This is a genomic window from Vibrio ezurae NBRC 102218, assembly GCF_000467185.1.
GTDB lineage: Bacteria > Pseudomonadota > Gammaproteobacteria > Enterobacterales > Vibrionaceae > Vibrio > Vibrio ezurae.
The window spans coordinates 90,152-111,373 of sequence record NZ_BATM01000005.1 but is presented as its reverse complement, the minus strand read 5'-3'; the positions used below and the strand labels follow the sequence as shown (position 1 = coordinate 111,373).

Annotated in this window: 19 protein-coding genes; all 19 read left to right on the top strand. The window is 41.5% G+C overall.

The features are described 5' to 3' along the window. Positions 1–73 precede the first annotated feature (73 nt). Positions 74–2,086, top strand: a complete 2,013-nt coding sequence (gene csrD, locus VEZ01S_RS02510) for an RNase E specificity factor CsrD (RefSeq protein WP_021712438.1) — start codon at positions 74–76, stop codon at positions 2,084–2,086. Between the two features lie 62 nt (positions 2,087–2,148). Further along, positions 2,149–3,570, top strand: a complete 1,422-nt coding sequence (locus VEZ01S_RS02505; RefSeq protein WP_235868474.1) for a PilN family protein — start codon at positions 2,149–2,151, stop codon at positions 3,568–3,570. Further along, positions 3,570–4,211 (top strand): type 4a pilus biogenesis protein PilO, encoded by a 642-nt coding sequence (locus VEZ01S_RS02500; protein ID WP_021712436.1) that lies wholly within the window; start codon positions 3,570–3,572, stop codon positions 4,209–4,211. The genes VEZ01S_RS02505 and VEZ01S_RS02500 overlap by 1 nt, the downstream gene beginning before the upstream one ends. After that, positions 4,204–4,527 carry a hypothetical protein gene (locus VEZ01S_RS02495; RefSeq protein WP_021712435.1) on the top strand — a complete coding sequence of 108 codons (324 nt, stop codon included), beginning with the start codon at positions 4,204–4,206 and terminating at the stop codon, positions 4,525–4,527. Before VEZ01S_RS02500 ends, VEZ01S_RS02495 begins: the two co-directional genes overlap by 8 nt. 15 nt (positions 4,528–4,542) lie before the next feature. Next, the gene (mshL, locus tag VEZ01S_RS02490; RefSeq protein ID WP_021712434.1) at positions 4,543–6,165 is read left to right on the top strand and encodes a pilus (MSHA type) biogenesis protein MshL; all 1,623 of its coding nucleotides are present in this window, start codon (positions 4,543–4,545) and stop codon (positions 6,163–6,165) included. After that, positions 6,165–7,010 carry an ExeA family protein gene (locus VEZ01S_RS02485; protein ID WP_021712433.1) on the top strand — a complete coding sequence of 282 codons (846 nt, stop codon included), beginning with the start codon at positions 6,165–6,167 and terminating at the stop codon, positions 7,008–7,010. The genes mshL and VEZ01S_RS02485 overlap by 1 nt, the downstream gene beginning before the upstream one ends. Then, positions 7,007–8,287 (top strand): tetratricopeptide repeat protein, encoded by a 1,281-nt coding sequence (locus VEZ01S_RS02480; RefSeq protein WP_021712432.1) that lies wholly within the window; start codon positions 7,007–7,009, stop codon positions 8,285–8,287. Before VEZ01S_RS02485 ends, VEZ01S_RS02480 begins: the two co-directional genes overlap by 4 nt. After that, positions 8,277–10,004, top strand: coding sequence for a GspE/PulE family protein (locus VEZ01S_RS02475; protein WP_021712431.1), 1,728 nt, complete (start codon positions 8,277–8,279; stop codon positions 10,002–10,004). Before VEZ01S_RS02480 ends, VEZ01S_RS02475 begins: the two co-directional genes overlap by 11 nt. A 6-nt stretch (positions 10,005–10,010) precedes the next feature. Further along, positions 10,011–11,231 (top strand): type II secretion system F family protein, encoded by a 1,221-nt coding sequence (locus VEZ01S_RS02470; RefSeq protein WP_021712430.1) that lies wholly within the window; start codon positions 10,011–10,013, stop codon positions 11,229–11,231. A 2-nt stretch (positions 11,232–11,233) separates the two neighbouring features. Continuing rightward, on the top strand, positions 11,234–11,689 hold the full coding sequence (locus tag VEZ01S_RS02465) for a hypothetical protein (RefSeq protein ID WP_021712429.1): 456 nt from the start codon (positions 11,234–11,236) through the stop codon (positions 11,687–11,689). A 95-nt stretch (positions 11,690–11,784) separates the two neighbouring features. Continuing rightward, positions 11,785–12,363: a prepilin-type N-terminal cleavage/methylation domain-containing protein gene (locus tag VEZ01S_RS02460; RefSeq protein WP_021712428.1), complete on the top strand. Its 579-nt coding sequence runs from the start codon at positions 11,785–11,787 to the stop codon at positions 12,361–12,363. A gap of 333 nt (positions 12,364–12,696) precedes the next feature. Then, the gene (locus VEZ01S_RS02455; protein WP_021712427.1) at positions 12,697–13,197 is read left to right on the top strand and encodes a type II secretion system protein; all 501 of its coding nucleotides are present in this window, start codon (positions 12,697–12,699) and stop codon (positions 13,195–13,197) included. 328 nt (positions 13,198–13,525) lie between these two features. Beyond that, the gene (locus VEZ01S_RS02450) at positions 13,526–13,990 is read left to right on the top strand and encodes a type II secretion system protein (RefSeq protein WP_021712426.1); all 465 of its coding nucleotides are present in this window, start codon (positions 13,526–13,528) and stop codon (positions 13,988–13,990) included. Between the two features lie 309 nt (positions 13,991–14,299). Next, positions 14,300–14,764 (top strand): prepilin-type N-terminal cleavage/methylation domain-containing protein, encoded by a 465-nt coding sequence (locus VEZ01S_RS02445; protein WP_021712425.1) that lies wholly within the window; start codon positions 14,300–14,302, stop codon positions 14,762–14,764. A 131-nt stretch (positions 14,765–14,895) separates the two neighbouring features. After that, on the top strand, positions 14,896–15,393 hold the full coding sequence (locus tag VEZ01S_RS02440) for a prepilin-type N-terminal cleavage/methylation domain-containing protein (protein WP_021712424.1): 498 nt from the start codon (positions 14,896–14,898) through the stop codon (positions 15,391–15,393). Next, positions 15,383–15,982 (top strand): type IV pilus modification PilV family protein, encoded by a 600-nt coding sequence (locus VEZ01S_RS02435; RefSeq protein WP_021712423.1) that lies wholly within the window; start codon positions 15,383–15,385, stop codon positions 15,980–15,982. Before VEZ01S_RS02440 ends, VEZ01S_RS02435 begins: the two co-directional genes overlap by 11 nt. Beyond that, positions 15,982–16,776: a prepilin-type N-terminal cleavage/methylation domain-containing protein gene (locus VEZ01S_RS02430; RefSeq protein ID WP_021712422.1), complete on the top strand. Its 795-nt coding sequence runs from the start codon at positions 15,982–15,984 to the stop codon at positions 16,774–16,776. Before VEZ01S_RS02435 ends, VEZ01S_RS02430 begins: the two co-directional genes overlap by 1 nt. Further along, the gene (locus VEZ01S_RS02425) at positions 16,766–17,263 is read left to right on the top strand and encodes a hypothetical protein (RefSeq protein ID WP_021712421.1); all 498 of its coding nucleotides are present in this window, start codon (positions 16,766–16,768) and stop codon (positions 17,261–17,263) included. Before VEZ01S_RS02430 ends, VEZ01S_RS02425 begins: the two co-directional genes overlap by 11 nt. Beyond that, the gene (locus VEZ01S_RS16300) at positions 17,256–21,092 is read left to right on the top strand and encodes a DUF6701 domain-containing protein (protein WP_021712420.1); all 3,837 of its coding nucleotides are present in this window, start codon (positions 17,256–17,258) and stop codon (positions 21,090–21,092) included. Before VEZ01S_RS02425 ends, VEZ01S_RS16300 begins: the two co-directional genes overlap by 8 nt. Positions 21,093–21,222 lie beyond the last annotated feature (130 nt).

The window sequence follows — 21,222 nt, the reverse complement described above, 5'->3', positions numbered from 1 at the left end:
TGTAAAATGGTTTCATTCGGTTCGGACCTGTATATCCTTAAGATTACCAATGAAATTCAAGGATTGAATCTTCATGAGAGCAACCCCTTCACTCAAGCTTAGCACTCGTTTGGTTGCATTTGTGACCATGATAGTTATTGGCGCTGTGTTTATCCTCTTTGTAGGAGGCGCATTATCGCTTAAACAACTCGGCGAAGAATACACAAAGCACTCAGTGCAAAGCGTGACCAAAGTTATCGATCAGCAACTTCTCGAACATGTAAACACTAGTGAGTTGCGCCGTTGGATCCCCAAGCTTATTAAAGCCAGTAATATTATTGAGCTAGAAGTTACTACGCCACATGCGGTTATTTTTCAGTATAACGACACTGAGACTCGCTATGATCAAACGCGATTGATCTCTATTTCCACGCCGCTCACCCTCAATCCCTCGCATACCGTTAATATTAAATTACTGCCGCCTTATATTGGTTACCACTACTCCGTGGGGGCATTGTCATCAATTACTCTCGCTTTTGGTTTAATCGTCCTTTGTTTGGTGCAAGGGGTGCGCTGGTTAAAAGTTCAGTTGCAAGGTTCTGAACTATTAGAAGAAAGAGCCAGAATGATATTAGCGGGGCGGGTTGAACAATATGCAGTGGGCGATCATCTCGAATGGCCTTATACCGCAAGTGAAGCGCTCGATAAATTAATAGCAGAATTGCAAGATGCGCGACAAGAAAGAAGCCGATTTGATACGTTTATTCGTTCGCAAACCTTCCTCGATCAACTGACAGGCGCAGCTAACCGTTTGTCTTTTGATAATAAATTAGAGTCAACCCTCACAGAAAGTAATGCCGCGGGTGGTATTATTATCATTCAGGTTAATGATTGGGCCGATATTCGAGGCCCAGAAAGCAAGCAACAGAAAGATCGTTTAATTATTGCTTTAGGTGATGCCCTAACCAATTGTATTAATCGTTTTCCAGATGTGGTTTTTGCGCGTTATTTTGAGTCTACGTTTGCGGTGCTTATTCCAAACCAGTCTCAAGTTGAAGTGTCTAGCTTAGCGTCACAGATATTAAAGCAAGCCAGTAAGTTAGAACCTCTGCCAGAGCATGATCCTGATAATTGGATTCACGCGGGCATGACGGTCTATAAACAAGGCGAACGTAAGAGCGATATATTAAACGAAGTTGAAACGGCACTGAAAAGTGCACAATTAGAAGGTTCTAATAATTGGAGTCGCTTTAAAAAGCGCAGCATACCGTCCTCAGAAAGAGGCAGTGTGCGCTGGAGAACCCTTTTTGATCAGCAATTAGATGCCAATAAATTAACCCTAATTAAGCAGCCATGTTATCTATTGGATGACAGGGGAGAAGTCGAATTTATTCATCACGAACTCTTTAGTCGAATACGTGATGAAAAGGGCGAAACATTAAAAGCGTCTAAGTTTAGCCCTGCAATACGACAAGTGGGATATGAGCGACAACTTGATCGGAACGTGTTGATAAACGTAGTTAAATTTTTAAAGCAAGACAGTCTTGATTCATGCTATTCTATTAATCTATATGCACAACCGTTTAGGTATCGTTCTCATTTTGATTGGTTTAGGAATGAGCTACTGCAATTAACACCTAAACAAAGACAAAGATTGGCCTTTGAATTTATGGAAGGGCCGATGGTGACTTACTTAGATTCTATTCGCAGAGTGCTTAAAATGTTGTCTGCTCTAGGCTGTAAGGTCATCGTTAATCAAGCTGGGCGTACCATAATTAGTTCGCACTATATTAAAGATTCGACCATTGATTATCTTAAATTGCATAGAAGCCTAGTACGCAATATAGAAAGACGCTCAGAAAACCAATTGTACATTCGTAGCCTAATAGGGGCATGTGCAAATACAGATACCAAAGTAATTGCTGTGGGTGTAGAGACAAAGCGTGAATGGCAACAATTAGTGAATTTGGGAATAGACGGTGGTCAAGGCCGTTTCTTTGCAGAAGAAAGTGATTTTATTGCCCCAGTTATCTCTCAACCATTAGCGGTAAAATCGACTATTCCAGGAAGACGGAATAGGTGGAAAAATAAAGTAACCAATAACTAATCAGCGTTTTTTATTGGCTCTAAAAATACTAAGTGGTAATACAAATGACATGGTTGTCGAAATTGAAGAACTTAAAATCATCAAAGGATGATGATTTTCAATTAGTCATTGTTATTCAGGCAGATGGAGTTTATCTGTCGGACTTATCCCATCCGCAAAAAGCCCCTGAACTTTATCCTATTGCGCATGGCAATTGGGAAAACGCACTTAAAGACGCCCTCTCGAATAAGTCTATCAAAGGCAAGGCTTGCATTGTTCTTGGCACTCAGCATTACCAAAGTTATCAGATAGATAAACCTCAAATACCAAAAGAAGAGTGGCCAGTAGCGCTTCCATTTTTACTCAAAGATCTCATCTCAGAAAAATTCACCGATATTGTGGCTGACGCCAGCTTGATGCCTGATGGGCAAAAGGTACAGGCTTACATTATTAGTAAACACACGCTGCAAACCGTATTAGATGTGAGCAATGCGCAGCATGTGACTGTTACTAGAGTCATCACTGAAGATGAAGTGTGGGGACATTCCACTGAAGCACAACAGAGTTTTCTGCTGCTAAGACGCAGTGTGAATGACGGCTATAAATTAGCCGCCTATGTAGATGGCGCACCTGTTTTTCTGCGTAGTTTACGAGGGATTGCAGCTCCTATTACGGGACAAAATGGCACTCCATCCATGTACGACTCGCTGGCTCTTGATATTCAGCGAAGCGCTGATTATTTAACAGCGTCTCTACCGCAAGCATCATTTAACCATTTGTTTGTCTGCTGTGATGAAGACAATCTCGAAGAGTTAGTGGCTAAGCTGCAAGATACGGTCAACCCTAAAATTAATGCACTGTCACAGCCACACTTACCTTGTGGGATAGAGCTGTGTAAAACCGTTGCTCAATTATCTTCTTTTAGCATCAATTTATACCCTAAGCATCTGCGACCAAAGCAAGAATTAGTCACTCTGAATAAAGTCGTGGCGTTGTGGGTGATCACTTTTGTGGCTATTGCAGGCTTGGCGTATTTAGAAAAACAGCAAACACAAAGTATTCAGCTGCAATTAACCAGTATTCAGAATCAATCTGAGTTGTTGGATAAAGAAAAATCTAGCCTGCAACAGCGACTTGCAAGTCATACGCCTACTCAAGCAAAATTAAATGCAGCGAAGAGAATTGAACAGGACATTGAAGCGAAGAAGAGCTCGCTACAGGCTGTGGGTAAATTTGATGAGTCACAAAAAGTGGGCTATTCAGGGATTATGGATGCCTTAGCTTCACAAGCAAGAAACGATATTTCTCTGCAACACATTCTTATTACCAGCACTCGTTTAGACCTTAATGGTGTCGCGAGTAATCCAAAAGCGGTGCCGAGTTGGGTCAATCAGTTTAAGAAAGAGCTTGCGTTAGTGGGAAGAACTTTTGAATCGTTACACATTGCTAGAGACAAAAAAAATGTCGTGACATTTGAGCTTAAATCTAAGGCTGGGGTGAAATAATGAAAGAGCAATGGCTATTATTTTGCGAACGCTTCTCTAATTTAAGTGAGAGAGAAAAGTGGCTAGTCTCAGCGGGTGGCTGGGTTAGTATTCTTTTAATTTCATTAACGTTTTTATTAGATCCTGCCACTGAGACAAGACAGAGCACGCAACGAAACTTAGAAAGAGAACGTAGCGCGGTTCAGTTAACTCAAGCGGATATTAATGTGCTGGTGGCGAAGTTAAAACGAGACCCAGACGCTGAGATCAATAAAAAGCTAAAAGCCCTCACTCTGGCAAATCAAGAGCTTTCTGAAGAGCTTTCTAATGTGGTGGATAGTTTAATTGCTCCAAGCCAGATGGCTGAGTTGTTAGAAACCGTTTTAGGCAGTAGCAACAACCTCAAGTTAGAGTCTTTGCAGTCACTACCCGCAGAATCGATTACCAAAACCAGTGATAGTGCAGGTTACTTTTTGCATCCAGTCAAAATCACTATCTCAGGTCGATATTTCGATATTAAGGATTTTCTGGCGAAGCTTGAGGGCATGCCGGTGAAATACTTTTGGCGAAGTTTTGATTATAAGGTGCAAACATACCCTAAAGCTGAGTTAGTTTTAGTGGTTTACACCCTAGGCACGAGACAGGAGTTTATCAGTGGTTAGAGTGATTGCGATTACCCTTTTATTTCTTTTAAGTTCAGTGGCGCATGCGGCTCAAGACCCGACCGCACCATTAGGATGGTATAGCAAGAAATCCAGCAGTGTGGCTAAGCGAAAAACAGCGCCTCTGCCAAAGTTGCAAAGTATCGTTTGTGATGATGGATCTCAGTGCTTTGCGATGCTCAATGATAAGATTTTATCTAATGGGCAGTTTGTAGCCGGCTATAAGATCAAAGCGATAACTTTTGAACAAGTTACCTTGGTTCGTGCCGGAAAAACTTGGAACTTAGAAATTTTCAACTCAGATATCAGACAATAAGGCTTTATTAAATTTATGCGTATTATTTTCCTAGGGATGGTTATCGCTATTTTATCTGGATGTTCAATGGGGCATAGAGACCCTGTTGAGGTCAAGAAAGCTTTGAACGAAGCAGCGAATCAAGCAAATAGCAAAAGTTTGGACGAACTGCCTGACTCAGTGCAAGCTGATCTGATGCCTGAATTAGAAGGCTTATCCTCTTCTGATCAACCAACGATTAAGCGCTTTAGAGTGCAAGCGAATGACGTTCCGGCTAAAGCCTTCTTTGCTAACTTAGTCAAAGGTACTGAGTTTAGTGCTGCCATTCACCCTGATGTTACAGGTAGGGTGACGGTAAATTTAACTGACGTCACCATGGATGAAGTGCTCAATGTTGTGCGTGATATCTACGGATACGACGTCGTTAAAAATGGCAAAGTGATCCAAGTTTACCCAGCTGGACTGCGTACTGAGACTATTCCTGTTGATTACTTACAGCTGAAACGAATTGGACGTTCTTTAACGTCGATTACTAATGGTTCAGTATCGTCTAAAGATGATGGTTCTAGCAGCAGTAGTAGTGATTCAAGCTCATCTAGCTCTTCTTCAAGCACATCAACCGAGAAAACGGGCGGTACTGATATTGAAACCTTGAGTGAAAGTGACTTCTGGACTCAATTAGAAAAATCAGTTTCAACCTTAATTGGTGCCAATGGTGGACGTAGCGTTGTGGTGTCTCCACAAGCGAGTGTCATTACTGTTCGCGCTATGCCAAATGAGATTCGCGAAGTTCGTCAATTCCTTGATGTGTCCCAAAAACGCTTGCAGCGTCAGGTTATTCTAGAAACGAAAATTTTAGAAGTGACTTTAAATGATGGCTACCAACAAGGCATTGAGTGGAGCAACATGAGTGCTTCTCTTGGTGGTGCTGATGTTGTGGTAAATCGTGCCGCTTCTACGCTAGCAGGTTTAGACCCTATCGCCGATCTATTAGGCGGCTCTACCAGCGTTACGGTGTCAGATGGTAACTTCCAAGCGGTACTGAACTTTATGGCAACTCAGGGCGACTTAAACGTTCTATCTAGTCCAAGAGTGACTGCCGCTAACAACCAAAAAGCACTGATCAAAGTCGGTGAAGATGAATATTTTGTGACTGACGTCAGCAGTGTAGTGGGCAGTGGTGATAATGCGAACGTTGCGCCAGATGTTGAACTAACGCCGTTTTTCTCGGGTATTTCTCTGGATGTGACACCACAAATTGATGACAAAGGTAACGTATTACTGCATGTGCACCCAGCGGTTATTGAAGTGTCGACAGAAGTGAAATCTATTGATCTTGGTGATACCGCGGGCGTGATTCAATTGCCACTGGCTAAAAGCTCAATTCGCGAGTCAGACACGATTATTCGAGCGTCGGATGGCGATGTTGTCGTTATCGGTGGCTTGATGAAGTCATCAAATAAAGATGTTGTTTCGAAAGTTCCTTTCTTAGGTGATATCCCAGGTATTGGACACTTATTCCGTAACACTGTGAATTTAAGTGAAAAAACCGAATTGGTTATCTTACTAAAACCAACGGTTGTTGGTGTGAATACTTGGCCACATGAGATTGAGCGCTCACGAGATTTATTGAACGAATGGTTCCCTGAAGGGCAATAATGTATTTTTCTCGATTTGGTTTTAATCAACCGCCGTTTGGCCTAACGCCAAATACCGAGTTGTTTCACGGATTAGCCCCGCATTATGAGGCGATCAATACCGTGATGTCTGCAATCAGTATGGGCGAGGGCGTTATTAAGTTAACAGGAGAAGTGGGCACCGGAAAAACCATGGTGTGTCGCATGCTGATAGAGCAACTAGAGCATGAATACTCTTTGGTTTATCTGCCTAATCCAGTACTTGATGGCGATGGCATTCGCTTTGCGATAGCAAAAGAGCTGCAAGTGGATACGACAGATCAAAGAGCCATTGTAGACAATATTCAACAAAAATTATTGCTACTTAGAGAAGCAGGAAAACCTGTAGTGGCTTTAATTGACGAGGCACAAGCATTAAGTGATGAAGCACTGGAAACCATACGTTTGTTTGGCAACCTTGAAACCATCAATAGCAAGCTACTGCAAATTGTGTTGATTGGACAACCAGAGCTTGAAGAAAGACTCTCTTTGCACCATTTACGACAGTTTCGACAGCGCATTACCTTCAGTGCCGAGTTAAGGCCGTTAACGTTAGAAGAAACCGCGGCGTATATCGATCATAGGATCACCTCTTGTGGTGGCAGCAAAAACTTGTTTAATTTGCGCCAAAAGAAAGCTATTTGGCGTGCGGCGTCAGGGATTCCGCGAATCGTTAATCAGCTGTGCCACAAGGCGTTGCTGTTGGCTTTTACTTCCGATAAACAAACGGTCGCCAATCGACATTTGTTCGATGCAATGAAAGATACCTATGTAATGCAAAAGCCAAAATATAAAACACCATGTTTATGGGGATGGCAACAAGTATGAGTGTAGTAAATAGCGCCCTATCTAAATTAGCGGATAAAGATAAACCGCAAGGGCAGACCATAACCAAGGCTGAAGTGCCTGAAATCAAACGCTCAAAACCTTTGGTATGGTTGATTGCTGGATTTACCATTAGCATGGCTATTGGTGGCTGGGCTGTGTCGCAACAAGGAAAAGACCTTGAGTACACGTCCTCTGATGCAATTACTACCACGCAAGAAGCTACACCTGAAACGGCGGCATCAGAAACAGCACCACAGCAACCTGCTACAGAGCAAGCTCAGCCAATGAGACTTTCTCCGACGCATAGTAAAGTGCAGCAATCGGTGACTATTCACAGTGCGCAACCTGTAGTGCCTGTCGCAGAACCTGTTAAAGAAAACCCGGTTAAGCAAGAATCTGTTAAAAAAGAGCCTGCGAAACAAGCTGTTGCTAAAGTGAGTTCAAACGAGCCAAAAGCTCAGCCAGTTGTCGTTAAAGCGAAAACAGTGCCAGTTAAAAAAACTGCTCCTGTCAAAGCAACTACAGCTAAGGCTCAGCCTAAACCTGTAGCTAAAACAGCAGCGGTTAAAGCCGCGCCAATTAAAGCTATGCCAATAAAAACTAAAGTCGAAGAACCGATTTTACTGGCAAAAGTGAATACGCCGGCTAGCCAAGAAAGTATGACGGTTGAGCATGTTGAGTTAACTCATAGAGAGCTCGCGGATAAATCGATCGCGATAGCCGAAAAGGCAATTGATTCCAATGATGTCAATACTGCATTTATTGAATACAACAATGCTTTGCGCCTAGTGCCTGATGATGAAAATGTGCGTCAAAAATTAGCGGCACTTTATTATGGAAGAAAGGATCTAAGAAAAGCGGCTACTACCTTACAAGATGGCATTCGCCTTAATGACCAAAGTGAAGCGCTTCGCTATTCATTGGCAAAATTGTTGATTAAAGAACAGCAACCAGAAGCCGCGCTCAGTGTATTAATTACGGTGCCAAAAACGGCCAGTAATGATTATCTGGCGTTGCGTGCTGGCCTAGCTCAAGAAGTGAAAAATACCGATGTTGCGCTAGAGAGCTATCAAATACTGTCAGAAAAAGATCCTAACAATGCCCGCTGGTGGCTGGGGTTAGGTATCTCTCAAGAGCGCAGTTTAGATTATAAGAATGCTCAGGTTTCTTACACCAAAGCGATAGGCTTAGTGGGTGTTTCGACCAAAACACAGTCCTTTATTCGAGACCGTTTAAAGCTTCTTAAATCATTAGAAGGGGACAATAGTGGCAATTAAACTTGTAAAACGCTTAGGTGATTTGTTAGTTGAAAGCAATATTGTTTCCGAAGAACAAGTACAGCAAGCTCTTGATGCGCAAAGACAAACTGGCCGAAAGCTCGGCGATACGCTTATTCAGTTAGGCTTTATCTCCGAAAAGCAGTTACTTGAGTTTTTATCTCAGCAATTAAACTTACCGCTGATTGATCTTAACTTAGCGCAGGTAGATGTAGATGCCGTGCAGTTGCTTCCTGAAGTACATGCTCGTCGCCTAAGAGCATTAGTCATCGATTGTCGTGAGCACGTTGTGCGCGTAGCGATGAGTGATCCTGCGGATCTGTTTGCGCAAGAATCGGTATTACGTCTGCTATCAAACTACGATATCGAATTTGTTATCGCGGCAGAGCATCAATTAGTTTCGGGTTTCGATCGTTATTATCGTCGCACTAAAGATATCGCTTCATTTGCCGAGCAGCTGCATGCCGAGCATCAGCCTACAGACAGTTTCAATATTACGGCAAATGATGAATCAGACAGCGATGAAGTCACCGTCGTTAAGCTGATTAATTCTCTGTTTGAAGATGCGGTACAAGTTGGCGCATCCGATATTCATATTGAGCCTGATGAAAACGTGCTGCGTTTACGACAGCGTGTCGATGGTATTTTGCATGAAACCATTTTAAACGAAGTGAATATAGCCTCGGCATTGGTACTTCGTTTAAAACTGATGGCCGATCTGGATATTTCGGAGAAGCGTCTACCGCAAGACGGTCGTTTTCATATTAATGCCAAAGGGCAATCCATTGATATTCGTATGTCGACTATGCCAGTCGAATTTGGCGAGTCGGTGGTAATGCGTTTGCTCAATCAAACCGAAGGTGTGCGTCAACTTGACGAAACAGGCTTGCCTGAACATCTTTTACAACGCATTCGCTATCAATTGAAGCGTCCGCATGGAATGATTTTAGTTACCGGACCAACAGGTTCAGGTAAAACCACCACCTTGTATGGCGCACTGACAGAGCTAAACTCTCCGGGTAAGAAAATCATCACAGTGGAAGACCCTGTTGAGTATCGATTACCACGCGTCAATCAGGTGCAGGTTAATAGCAAAATTAACTTGGATTTCTCCACCATATTACGAACTTTTTTACGTCAAGATCCCGATATTATTCTAGTGGGTGAGATGCGTGATAGAGAAACGGTCGAAATAGGCCTGCGTGCGGCTTTAACCGGTCACTTAGTATTAAGTACTTTGCACACCAACGATGCCGTTGACAGTGCATTGCGTATGATGGATATGGGCGCGCCGGGTTACCTAGTCGCAAGCTCGGTTCGCGCTGTATTAGCTCAGCGTCTTATTCGCCGTGTCTGCACCGATTGCGGAGAAACTCACAGTGTTAGTGAGCACCAACAAACTTGGCTGCAAGCGCGATTCCCTAATCAATCTCATGCGACCTTTAGTAAAGGCAGAGGTTGTCAAAGCTGTAACTTAACGGGCTATAAAGGCCGTGTTGGTGTGTTTGAATTGCTTGAATTTGATCAAGCCCTAATGGATCTGCTGCGAGCCAATGACGCCGTTGGTTTTACTCAGCAGGCAAGACATACCCAAGGGTATAAACCTTTATTGGTATCAGCAATGGAGTTGGCACTGCAAGGGGTTGTAAGTTTAGAAGAAGTGATGACTTTAGGTGAGGGTGACAGCTCTGGCCTTATTGAACCGTATATTTTGTAGGGGTTTATGGCTACTTTTAAATATCAAGGACGAAACCTCGAAGGGCAAAAAGTCAATGGCCTCGTTGATGCTGCTACTCAAGAATTAGCAGTAGAAGCATTAATTGGTAAAGGAATCATACCGACTTCGCTACGTTCAGGTAAATCTAAGGGAAAAAGCAACTTCGACTGGAAGGCGATGTTTGTTCCAGCGGTGCCGCTTGAAGTGTACGTGATATTTTGCCGCCAAATGTACAGCTTAACTAAAGCGGGGATTCCGCTATTACGTGCTATTCGAGGCTTAACCTCGGATGCGAGTAATAAGCAACTGAAACAGGCGTTAGAAGAAGTCGGTAATGAACTGACCAATGGTCGCAGTTTGTCGGCATCCATGCAGCTTCATTCGCATGTGTTTAGCCCTTTATTTGTGTCTATGATTTCAGTCGGTGAAAGTACCGGACGTCTTGACCAAGCGCTTTTGCAGTTGAGCCACTATTACGAGCAAGAGTTAGAAACCCGTAAACGTATAAAAACGGCAATGCGTTATCCGATATTTGTGTTGTCCTTCATTGGTATTGCGATGTTCGTGCTTAACGTTAAGGTTATTCCGCAATTTGCCAGTATGTTTGCCCGCTTTGGGGTCGATTTGCCATTACCTACGCGTATCTTGATAGGTACGTCGAACTTTTTTGTAGAGTATTGGACTTTAATTATCGCAGTCATTGTCGGTTTGCTGTTTGCTTTTCAGGCTTGGATAAGTCGCGCCGAAGGGCGAGAAACTTGGGATAAAATTCGACTGCGCTTCCCTGTTGTGGGGGATATTGTCAATCGTGCGCAACTGGCTCGTTTTTCCAGAACATTTTCTTTGATGCTGCAATCAGGCGTTCCGTTGAACAATGCATTGGCATTATCAGCCGAATCCATGGACAACAAATATTTAGAAGCACGCTTATTAGAAATGAAAGCGGCGATTGAGGCGGGTTCTGCAATTTCCAGTGCGGCAAAGAGTACAGGAATATTTACCCCATTAGTTCAGCAGATGATCTCTGTCGGGGAAGAAACTGGCCGTATTGATGAGTTGCTGATAGAAGTCGCTGATTTTTATGATCGTGAAGTGGATTACGATCTTAAAACACTGACTGCTCGTATAGAGCCAATCTTACTAGTGATCGTTGCCGGAATGGTATTGATCTTAGCATTGGGTATTTTCCTTCCAATGTGGGGAATGCTGGATGCGATACAAGGATAATTGTGGAAACAAGTTATCGAAATTCTAACTTAGTTCAACTGGCCGCTTGGGGCAGTGTTGTGCTGATTTTAATCGCAGTATTGCTGACTGCGATGCATCGAATAAGGACAGAAGCCGAAAGTACATTAGTATCGTTAATTGCCAGCAAAGCACTTTTAAGGGCTAACCATTTGCGTCAGCATTGGGAGATGCATGGTAAGCCAATGCAGGCCAAGATTAACGATAAAACGGTGTCGTTTAATGATAAAGGCTGGGTAAAACCGATATTGGATGAAGTACAAAGTTGCGAAGCTTGGCAGACCATCATATTGCCAAAATCGAAGCAGGAGTATTCGCCGATATCAGTCGAATTATTTCAGGCGGGTAACGTGTATTCATGTGCCTATACTTTTAGTAACCAAGAGGTATTAGTGATAAAAATGGTTGGAGGAAGTCTATCTATTCAAAAGGAACATTGAAGATATTTCGTACATCTATGTACATTCATGAGTAGATTATTTGAACAATAGGTATATAATCTGCCATCCAAATTTGTACCCAAGAGGGATTTTTTATGAAACGTAACTCCGGTTTTTCTTTGGTTGAACTTGTTATCGTTATCGTAGTGCTTGGTCTGTTAGCTGTTGCTGCATTGCCTAGATTCTTAAACGTAACTGACAAAGCAAAAGAAGCAAGTATAGAAGGTGTGGCTGGCGGATTTGCTACCGCTGTATTATCAGCTCGAGCCCAGTGGGAAGCTGAGCAACGTCCTCGTGCCGATGCGACTGATAAAAATAGTAATTTTGTTGATTATGATGGAAGCTATTTCCAACTAACCTCATCAGAAAATGGAACTACTACCGTTCTTCGTGATGGTTACCCTATCGCATTTGCAGGTGACACTATACCAACAGCTGCATCACCAACGGCTTTGACGGAAGCAGCGTGTGTTGATTTATTTGAAAACTTACTGCAAAACCCACCGAAAGTGGGCACAACAGCTGACGTGGCTACTGATAGCACTATCAAATATTCAGCGGAATTAAGTGGTGTTAACTGTCGTTATACTCAGTTAAGTGGTAATCAAACGACTTCTGCACATTACTTTGATTATGATGTGTCTAAAGGTGCGGTTAACGTAGTTTTAAATTAATGAAAGTGACATAAGTGCTTCGTAAGATTAACCTGTGAGTAGCAATGACCTCTTGGATATCGTGTATTGCGGCTACTGATAATCAAAATGGTTTTTAGAGCGCTTTTGTCATGCTTTCATGTAGAAAAAGATGTCATCTGGTCTATGGTTTAACATAGAACAGATGAAAAGTTATACGCTCTAAGATTATCCTTGTGAAAACAAGAGATTAGAAAATGAAAAAATGAGTCGATATGTTATAAAAAAGCATGCATATCACTTGTTTATATTATTTTACGAGTTAATATATTTAGTAACAGTTCAAGTATGTTAAATACATAAAAGGTAGAAAATATGAAGAAGCAAGGCGGTTTTACACTTATTGAGCTTGTAGTAGTTATCGTTATCCTAGGTATCCTAGCTGTAACAGCTGCTCCTCGCTTTTTGAATCTACAATCTGATGCACGTGAGTCTTCTCTACAAGGCTTGAAGGGTGCAATGGCAGGTGCAGGCTCTATCGTTTATGGTAAAGCTGCGATTGAAGGCAAAGAGCGTGAAGAAGTTAGTGGAGCTTATCCTACTTTGGATGACTTGACAGAAATTAACTTTGGCTATCCTGCTGCAACAAAAGATGGTCTAGTTAAGGTTGTTCAAGGACTAGAAGACTCTAATGAATGGGTCTATGCAGAAGACACTCAAGGAGTCGCTAGTACTCCTGGAACTCTAGTCGCAACATTTTCCGGCAATGCATCAGGTGCAGTAGCTATTAAAAATACTGGTTGTTATGTTCAATATACAGAGGCTGATTCGGAAACATCAACTCCTGATATTAGCGTAACTGCTACTGACTGTTAATAAATAGAATTTATAAATTGGCTTCACTTTGAAGTGATTTCCTAAAATTGAACATTTCTATTAAGTGAAGTTTAAGGTCTGATTTCGATACTTTTTCGAAGTCAGACTTTTTTATTTTAATATATAGAACAATTATAGTCTTCAGCATACTCCTTATATGATACTTCACTTATGATATCTGACGATTATTTACTGGTTTAGAACAAAGATTTATAGTAGTAGTTAAGATGTCAATTTATAGTAAAAAATTAGTACATCTCTTGTTTAAATCACCTCAGAAACTAAGCTATTTAGTAATAATTAGAATTGTGCATATAAAGGGAACAATATGAAAAAACAAGTTGGCTTTACGCTTATTGAACTTGTCGTAGTTATTGTCATTCTCGGTATCCTAGCTGTAACAGCTGCTCCTCGCTTTTTAAATATACAATCCGATGCACGCAAGTCCTCTTTACAAGGTTTAAAAGGTGCGATGACTAGTGCAGCATCTATTGTCTATAGTAAGGCTGTGATAGAAGGTAAAGAAGCTTCAGCTACAGCAGATATCGAAGGGATCGATATTGTATATGGTTACCCATCAAATAGTGATACAGGCATAATGAAAGCTGTGGACGGATTAGAGAAAGATTGGATGCTTGTATTTTTAAACAGTTCAGATATGACCTTTACATTCAAAGGACAAGATTCCAGTCAGTTTACTGATACCAATGGCTGTTATGTTCGATATGATCCGGCGACAAGTACCGCCGCTAATTTATCAGCCAAAGCAACTGTTGTTGATAATGATTGCTAACTTAGAATATTAGATTCCAGAAGGCCGACTTTATCGGTCTTTTTTATGCATCTCATTAAGTAACATATTTATTAACGAAACTAAGTTCGATTCCATATAAGACATATTATTTCGATACTCATTGCACTGCATATCCTGCGCATTGTAAACAAAGAATTATATATTCAAATATAACCTTCCATAACGCTATATATTATAAAAAAGAATATCGCTATCTACCGTAAATTTGACCTATAACGCCTATTTATATTTACTTACAAGTTAACATGCTTAGCAATAGGTATAGTGGGTTATATAAAAGGCGACAAAATGAAAAGGCAAGGTGGTTTTACACTTATTGAGCTTGTAGTGGTAATAGTTATTCTAGGTGTTCTAGCTGTAACAGCCGCTCCTCGCTTTTTGAACTTGCAATCTGATGCACGTAAATCTTCTTTACAAGGCTTGAAAGGCGCAATGACTAGTGCTGCATCTATTGTTTATAGTAAATCAGTTATCGAAGGGAAAGAAACTCGAGTATCAAGTGCTCTAGCAAGTAATATAGAGATTGCTTATGGCTATCCTGTGGCATATCCGACGGGGATTGTGCGTGCTGTTCAAGGCCTAGATGATAAAGGTGATTGGGCTTACGGAACCCATGACTCTTCGCTCTTTGCTACTTTCTCTGGCTCTGTATCTGGAGCTTTAGATATCAGGAATACAAACTGTTATGTGGATTATAAAGGAGCAACGTCAGTTGCTGTTCCATCGATAACCGTTATTGATTCAGGCTGTTAATTATTAACATCAAACTAAGGTCAGCAATCGCTGACCTTTTTTATTCCCAACAATCATGCTATTTCTTAGCGAGATTGCATTCAATTCTATATAATCTAATTACTTACGTTTTCATTGGTTAGGGACAAGCAATGGATCACCAGCCTATTGCAAAGAATATAAAAGGTTTTACCTTGGTCGAGCTGATTATTGTCATAATCGTGGCTGCGATTTTGTCTTTGTATGCCTCAAGTAAATATATTGGTGTATCACAGTTTTCTGCTCAGGCCGCACAGCAGCAAGGCATTGCTGTTATTCGGCAAATTCAACTTGGCAGAATGCAGTCTAATATTGAAGATAGTAGCTTACTTCATCAACGATTTCGCTTAGTGGTGACGGGGCAATGCTTAGGTTCGCAACAAGCCTGCACCACCAATACCCAACCTCTGAGCAATGTAGTGGTTCTAGAAAATCAAGATATGAGCTTTTCGCCTTCAATGACCATTGATTTTGATTTATTGGGCAACCCTACTTGCAGTTCAGGTTGCACCACGCCAGTAGCAGGTCAGTCTATCCATATTCTTGTTGCTAGCACTCAAGATCAGCAAGAGATCTGCATTAATAGTCAGGGGTATGTTTATGGCTGTTAAAAAGCAGGCTGGCTTTACACTTATTGAAAGCATCATCGCTATTGTTATCTTGGGGATTGCTCTAATCACCTTGACCAGTTTCCTGTTTCCTCAAATCAGCCAATCAGCTAAGCCTTTTTACGAAGTGCGAGCATCGGCATTAGGCTCAAGCTTGATGACTGAAATCTTAGCCAGAAACTTTGATGAACACAGTGATCATGATGGCGGAAGATATCGTTGTGGTGAAAGTGACTATATTGATAGTTCCGCTCAACCTATCCTATGTACCGCAAGTGCCGATTTTGGTCCTGACAACAATGAACCGCCCGCGTTATTTAATGACGTGGATGATTATATAGGTTGTTGGTACACCACCACTGATTCGCAAAATAGCTGTATTGATAAAACTCATGGCGGAAAATTAACCGATATTTTTGGTAGTGATATCAGTGGCGATTATTTAGGTTTTAGAGCGGAAGTGAAGGTTGAATATGACCATGACACTCGCTTAGGAGATGCCAGTCAGGATTTATTTAAAAAAATCACAGTCACGATTACCGCTAGCCAATATGGGGACTTCAAATTCATCTCATATAGAGGGAACTACTAATGAAACAACGTGGTTTTACTCTTATTGAAATGATCATAACGATCATTATTCTCGCGATTATATTTTTAGGCATTGCAGGTTTTGTGGAGTTTGGCACTAAAGGATATGTGCAGTCTGTAGATAGGCAGCGATTACAAAATCAAGCTCGTTTTGCTATCGAAAAAATGAGCCGAGAAATACGTTATGCTGTGCCTAATAGCTTTAAAACAGTCAGCGATGACTTAAATAAATGCTTAATTTTTTACCCAATCCAATATTCTGGTTTCTATAAATTTGTTGAATCCACTAAACATGTAGAGTTTGTGGTTAGCAATGAAGACTATTCACATCCACATACCTTTTCAACAGACACTCGATTAGTCATAAACCCCAGTCGAATAGAAGATTTAGATGAGTCCGGCCCTCAAGCTGTTGGTTTAGGAAGTACCACTACATCAACCTTGGGACACTACTTCTCGGTAGCAATGAATTTAACCAGTCAATCGAGTGCCAAGCGACATTTTATCTATCAAGATAAAACGGTGACTTACTGCGTAGAACGTACCAGTGGCAGTGACGAAATAGGAAGAATAGTGCGTTATTATGGCGATATTGAGCCCAATACCGCTATTACAGATATTAATCATAATATCGGAGTGATAGTGGCAACAGGTCTTGCCTTTAGTGACAGTGATTTTATTTACCAACAAACAGTTCTTCAGCGTGGCGGGTTAGTTCACCTTGATTTATTGTTTAAAAATGGTGATGAGCAGAGTCAATATAAACATGATGTGCAGGTGAGCAATGTACCGTAATAATCAAGCATCAATGAACTCCCAAAAAGGTAATGTGTATATCATTGCGGTTTTTATTATCGTAGTTTTAGGTATGTTAACCTTAAATCTCACCAGAATATCGTGGTCAAACCAAGATACATTAACTCGTGAAGTATTGGGTAAGCAGGCGTCAATGTTAGCCCAATCAGCCAATGAGTGGGCTTTGACTTATTTGTTTCCGTTAGATGGAGACGATGACTATACAACCTTATCCACTCGCTGCGGCACGCTGGGAGCTGACGCAGTCAATGCCGCCACTGCTCTGGTTGAAAATAGCGGCGTTTCTTGTAGTGCGCCAACCATTTCTTGTGAAACATCACCATCAAATATACCTGCAGACATGGACAACATCCCCGAAGAATTAAAACACCTCTCTATATCATCCAGAGCTATCTGTAATGATGGCAATATCTTTGAAGTAGAGCGTCAGCAAACGGTTTGGGTTCGAGGAGTTAAAGATGAATAGATTCTCACCTTATTTTATTGCCTTATTTGTATTGGTTAGTTTTCAGGTTTCAGCTTTAACGTGGGAAGATAGACCAGCTGATTTATGTAATGTGTTTCCTAACTCAATTCAGTCTTGGAGTACTACTTCCTCTTTGCTATTTGAAAATAGAGGTGCAAATATTTTTGGTACTGAAAGTAAAAGTGGAAGAGTTGGTATTGGAAGCATTAGTGCAGAGCCGTGGGATAAGCATTGCGATGGCAATTTCTGTGTAGAAGATCATAGTTTATTGATCGCTGAGCCAACAGTTCAGTCTTTTTCTAGTGAACCTGTTCTTTCATTTGACAAATCAGTCAAAGAAATACCAGCAGGTAAATATGATACGATTGAGTTAAGTGGTTACAACGGTCTTAGTTATGAGTTTACAGGCTCTTATTACGAAATAAAGAACTTATCTGTAACCACTGGCGCAAAGCTTACAATAAAACCGAACACCTTCATTAAAGTAAACTCAGCGGTCCTGACTAGTGAAGAAATTACTACAGAGATGCCTGATGATAATTCTAAAAATGTACTTATTTGGGGTGAATATGAGTCAGGTGTAGCTCCTAGTATCACAGTAAAAAAATCTCAATTCTTATATGCGGATATTTTTAGTCGGGCAGGTGTTACCGTTGATGGAGGTACAAATCTACGTGGAGTAATTACTGCGCATGATATTATTATGAGAGGTGATAGTGTCGAAGGGGTTAGTGATCATTGTGCTATACCACCAACGCAGCCAACGCCACCAATCTCAGATATGTGTACGTATTTCCCTGCTCCCACAAGCTCGAATTCATACTCTAATAGCGAGATTAAAATAGCTGGTGGTACTCCTCAGCGTATCAATTTATTCGGCCCCGATGGTAGCACTTCTACAGAGTTAGGGTTTAAAGATTATACCTGCAATGGAAATAGTTGCAGTGGGACGCAAAGTGATCATAGTGGATGTACCTATACTAATTTACCTAACGGTGTAATTACCAAGGATTGTAGCCTTACTGGACAAGATTTATTTCCTTCAGGTGCGCCTGTTTTAGAAACATTTCAAGCGAGTGGTACTTCGGTTTCCGTCGGTAGTAATACAGTTAACCTTGGTAGTGGTGGAGAAAGAAACTACACAGCTATTGATTTTGAAAATAATAGCAGTGGTGAAGTTGTTTTCACGGAAAGCGGTGTATATTGGATTGGTAGTATTACGATCCCTCAGTCAGCAAGCAATATAAAAATAAGAGCGGCTGATGGTGTTATAGCTGAAGTACATTTTAATGATTTAACAATTAATACTAATAATCATGTAACCATTGGTGATATAAATGCCCCTTCGCAGCTAATCTTGTTGGATCATAATAGTGATGATCATAGTCAGTTTAAGATTAATAAAAATAATGTAACTATCGCCGCCAATCTATATATTTCTACAGGTCCTGCTAGAGGAAATGGAAATTCACTTCATATAACGGCTAACCATTTTAAGTTCTACGGCAGTCTTACAGTGCCTGAGATTCAAATGAATGGAAGTGACAATCACTTTAACTTGTCAGAGTCAACTTGTGGAACAACGACTCCACCAACAACAGACTACTCACTATCACTCACCCCAGCCCAAGGCATCCAATTAACTTGCACCGCCCAACAACTTGATTTCCAAGTAAAAGACTCCTCTGGAAATAACACTGGTGCTTACACTGGAGATATCGAAGTTACTGCAACTGGCGGCACCAATACTAGTTTTAATGTACTGCAAGGCTCTCCACAAGGGGGCAATCTCTACAAGGCAAATAGCAATGGATTATTAAGCCTTAGCATGGATGAGAATACCGTTAGTGATGTGGTAGTGACGGGCAGTTTACAAGATGACCCTAGTGCCACATCAGTGACTGGAAACTATAAATTTGTCGCCTATAAGCTAGGTTTTTCGCCTAATCCAACCAACATTGTTGCAGGTAAGCCGTCAGAAAATGTATCGGTGCAACCATTGGAATGTTTGAACGATGCTCCTGTGGTTTCAGCAGATTATAATGGCGCAAAGCAAGTTGAATTATCCGCTACCAATTACATCGCTCCATCATCAACGGTTCGTCCTAGTGAGGTGATTAAAGTAAATGGTTCGACTACGCCACAAGGTAGTATGAATCTTGATTTTGGGAGCAATAGTACCGCTAATATTCAGGTTGAATATGCTGAGGCAGGTAGTGTCTCTTATACAATGACAGATGAAATCTGTATTGATGATGGGCAAGGCTCGCAAGAGTGTAGAGAGTATTCTGGAGAGCATCAAATCCAGTCTCGTCCATGGACATTTGCTCTTTGTGAACCTAGTGGCGCTAATATTTCAGGTACATCTAACTCTGGTAGTGTCTTTAAACGCTCAGGGGAGCTTTTTGCTTTAAATGCGACCCCAATTCGTTGGGTGAGTAACGAAAGTACAGCTCCAAATGTTGCTATTGATGTTAGTAATTATTGTAATCAACTAGATACATTAGCAACTAAAAACTTCTATGCGGACTCAGCGCCAGCGGTGAGTGTCAATTTATCAGCGGTACTTGATTCACCAAGCGCAGGCGAACTTGGCAGTGGTTTAGAGGGAATCCCACCGAATGGTTTAGCTCATAATACAAACCCTATAGCTTTCTCGTCATTATTTTGGAAAGAGGCGGGGAGCTTGAAAGTGACTGCAGATTTAACTAATCAGGCTGATTATCTGTTTGAGCCCATAAATCCGGGTTATCGCAGTGTAGGGCGATTCGCCCCATCGCAGTTGGTCATGCTAGACGAAGCCAGCGATCCTAGTAATGTTTGGGCGCAGTGGCAGTATGCATCAAACCATGATGGTTTTGCTTATATGAGCCAGCAATTCCCACATTCCTTTAAAGTTCAAGCACAAGCGAACGACGGTACGCCGACATTAAATTATGGTTTATTTGGCAATGACTTCATCTCAAAAATAGATTACATGGCGAATACAACAGGTTTAGCGACTGATGTTAGCTTGTTGAATCGAGTGGCTAACACGCAGACTTGGACAGGAGCGGATTGGCCGAAAACCTTGGCTGAAGATCCTTCAATACTTTCAGTGCAAATGGATGATTTTGCATTTATGAAAAAGGTGGATTCAACGGTTGGCAGTTTTATTGCTACAGAGCCAGATGGACCATTTAACAGTAGCAATTCTATTTTTGGCCTTGAAGTCACCACAATTATCGATGATGTAAATTTTTCTGTTCTGGATATGCCAGATGTAAGTACTGGAACGAATGTCGGTAGTGCTTTCCCTGAGCAACCAGAGTTTCGCTATGGTCGTATGCATCTAGAAGATGTGGGAGGCAATACAGGCCAAACAGTGCGAGTGCCATTACGTGTGGAATACTGGGATGATGGTGAGTTTAAGACAAACGATAAAGACAGTGGCAGTGAGTATGATGCGACCAATCATTATTGCGTGCAGACGATTTGGAATAATCAATCTGCAACTACAAACGCAGCGCTAGTCAGTGGTGGAAATCATAGCGTAGCGCAAGGCTTGTCGGATGACCTGCATGCTGAGCATGTTCCAACGAATACAGCAAATACTGAAAGAGCTCAAGTAAGGCTCTGGTTGCGTCAAGGTGATGACTCACCGCAACGTCACGAAACCGATATTGACTGCTCAAAAGCCACGTCATTCACCAACCAACCTTGGCTTCAATACAATTGGAGAGACAAAGGTGATGAAGACCCTTCTGCTGTAGTTACTTTTGGTGTCTTTAGAGGTAACGATCGGATCATATTTAAAGGTGAGCGAGCGTTAATTGGTAACGAAAACTGACTTTTTTAGTGCCTAAGTCAGGACAGCGTCAGAAAAAGGCACTTTATATCAATCTTTGTTGTCCAATGCCTTGCCCAATAAGTGAGGCATTGGTACATTTAGTACAATTTTATCTTCCAAAGATTGTGAG

Coding starts and splice junctions, on each gene's coding strand:
- csrD (WP_021712438.1), top strand. CDS start 74: ATGAGAGCAACCCCTTCACTCAAGCTTAGCACTCGTTTGGTTGCATTT.
- VEZ01S_RS02500 (WP_021712436.1), top strand. CDS start 3,570: ATGAAAGAGCAATGGCTATTATTTTGCGAACGCTTCTCTAATTTAAGT.
- mshL (WP_021712434.1), top strand. CDS start 4,543: ATGCGTATTATTTTCCTAGGGATGGTTATCGCTATTTTATCTGGATGT.
- VEZ01S_RS02485 (WP_021712433.1), top strand. CDS start 6,165: ATGTATTTTTCTCGATTTGGTTTTAATCAACCGCCGTTTGGCCTAACG.
- VEZ01S_RS02480 (WP_021712432.1), top strand. CDS start 7,007: ATGAGTGTAGTAAATAGCGCCCTATCTAAATTAGCGGATAAAGATAAA.
- VEZ01S_RS02470 (WP_021712430.1), top strand. CDS start 10,011: ATGGCTACTTTTAAATATCAAGGACGAAACCTCGAAGGGCAAAAAGTC.
- VEZ01S_RS02460 (WP_021712428.1), top strand. CDS start 11,785: ATGAAACGTAACTCCGGTTTTTCTTTGGTTGAACTTGTTATCGTTATC.
- VEZ01S_RS02455 (WP_021712427.1), top strand. CDS start 12,697: ATGAAGAAGCAAGGCGGTTTTACACTTATTGAGCTTGTAGTAGTTATC.
- VEZ01S_RS02450 (WP_021712426.1), top strand. CDS start 13,526: ATGAAAAAACAAGTTGGCTTTACGCTTATTGAACTTGTCGTAGTTATT.
- VEZ01S_RS02445 (WP_021712425.1), top strand. CDS start 14,300: ATGAAAAGGCAAGGTGGTTTTACACTTATTGAGCTTGTAGTGGTAATA.
- VEZ01S_RS02440 (WP_021712424.1), top strand. CDS start 14,896: ATGGATCACCAGCCTATTGCAAAGAATATAAAAGGTTTTACCTTGGTC.
- VEZ01S_RS02435 (WP_021712423.1), top strand. CDS start 15,383: ATGGCTGTTAAAAAGCAGGCTGGCTTTACACTTATTGAAAGCATCATC.
- VEZ01S_RS02430 (WP_021712422.1), top strand. CDS start 15,982: ATGAAACAACGTGGTTTTACTCTTATTGAAATGATCATAACGATCATT.
- VEZ01S_RS02425 (WP_021712421.1), top strand. CDS start 16,766: ATGTACCGTAATAATCAAGCATCAATGAACTCCCAAAAAGGTAATGTG.
- VEZ01S_RS16300 (WP_021712420.1), top strand. CDS start 17,256: ATGAATAGATTCTCACCTTATTTTATTGCCTTATTTGTATTGGTTAGT.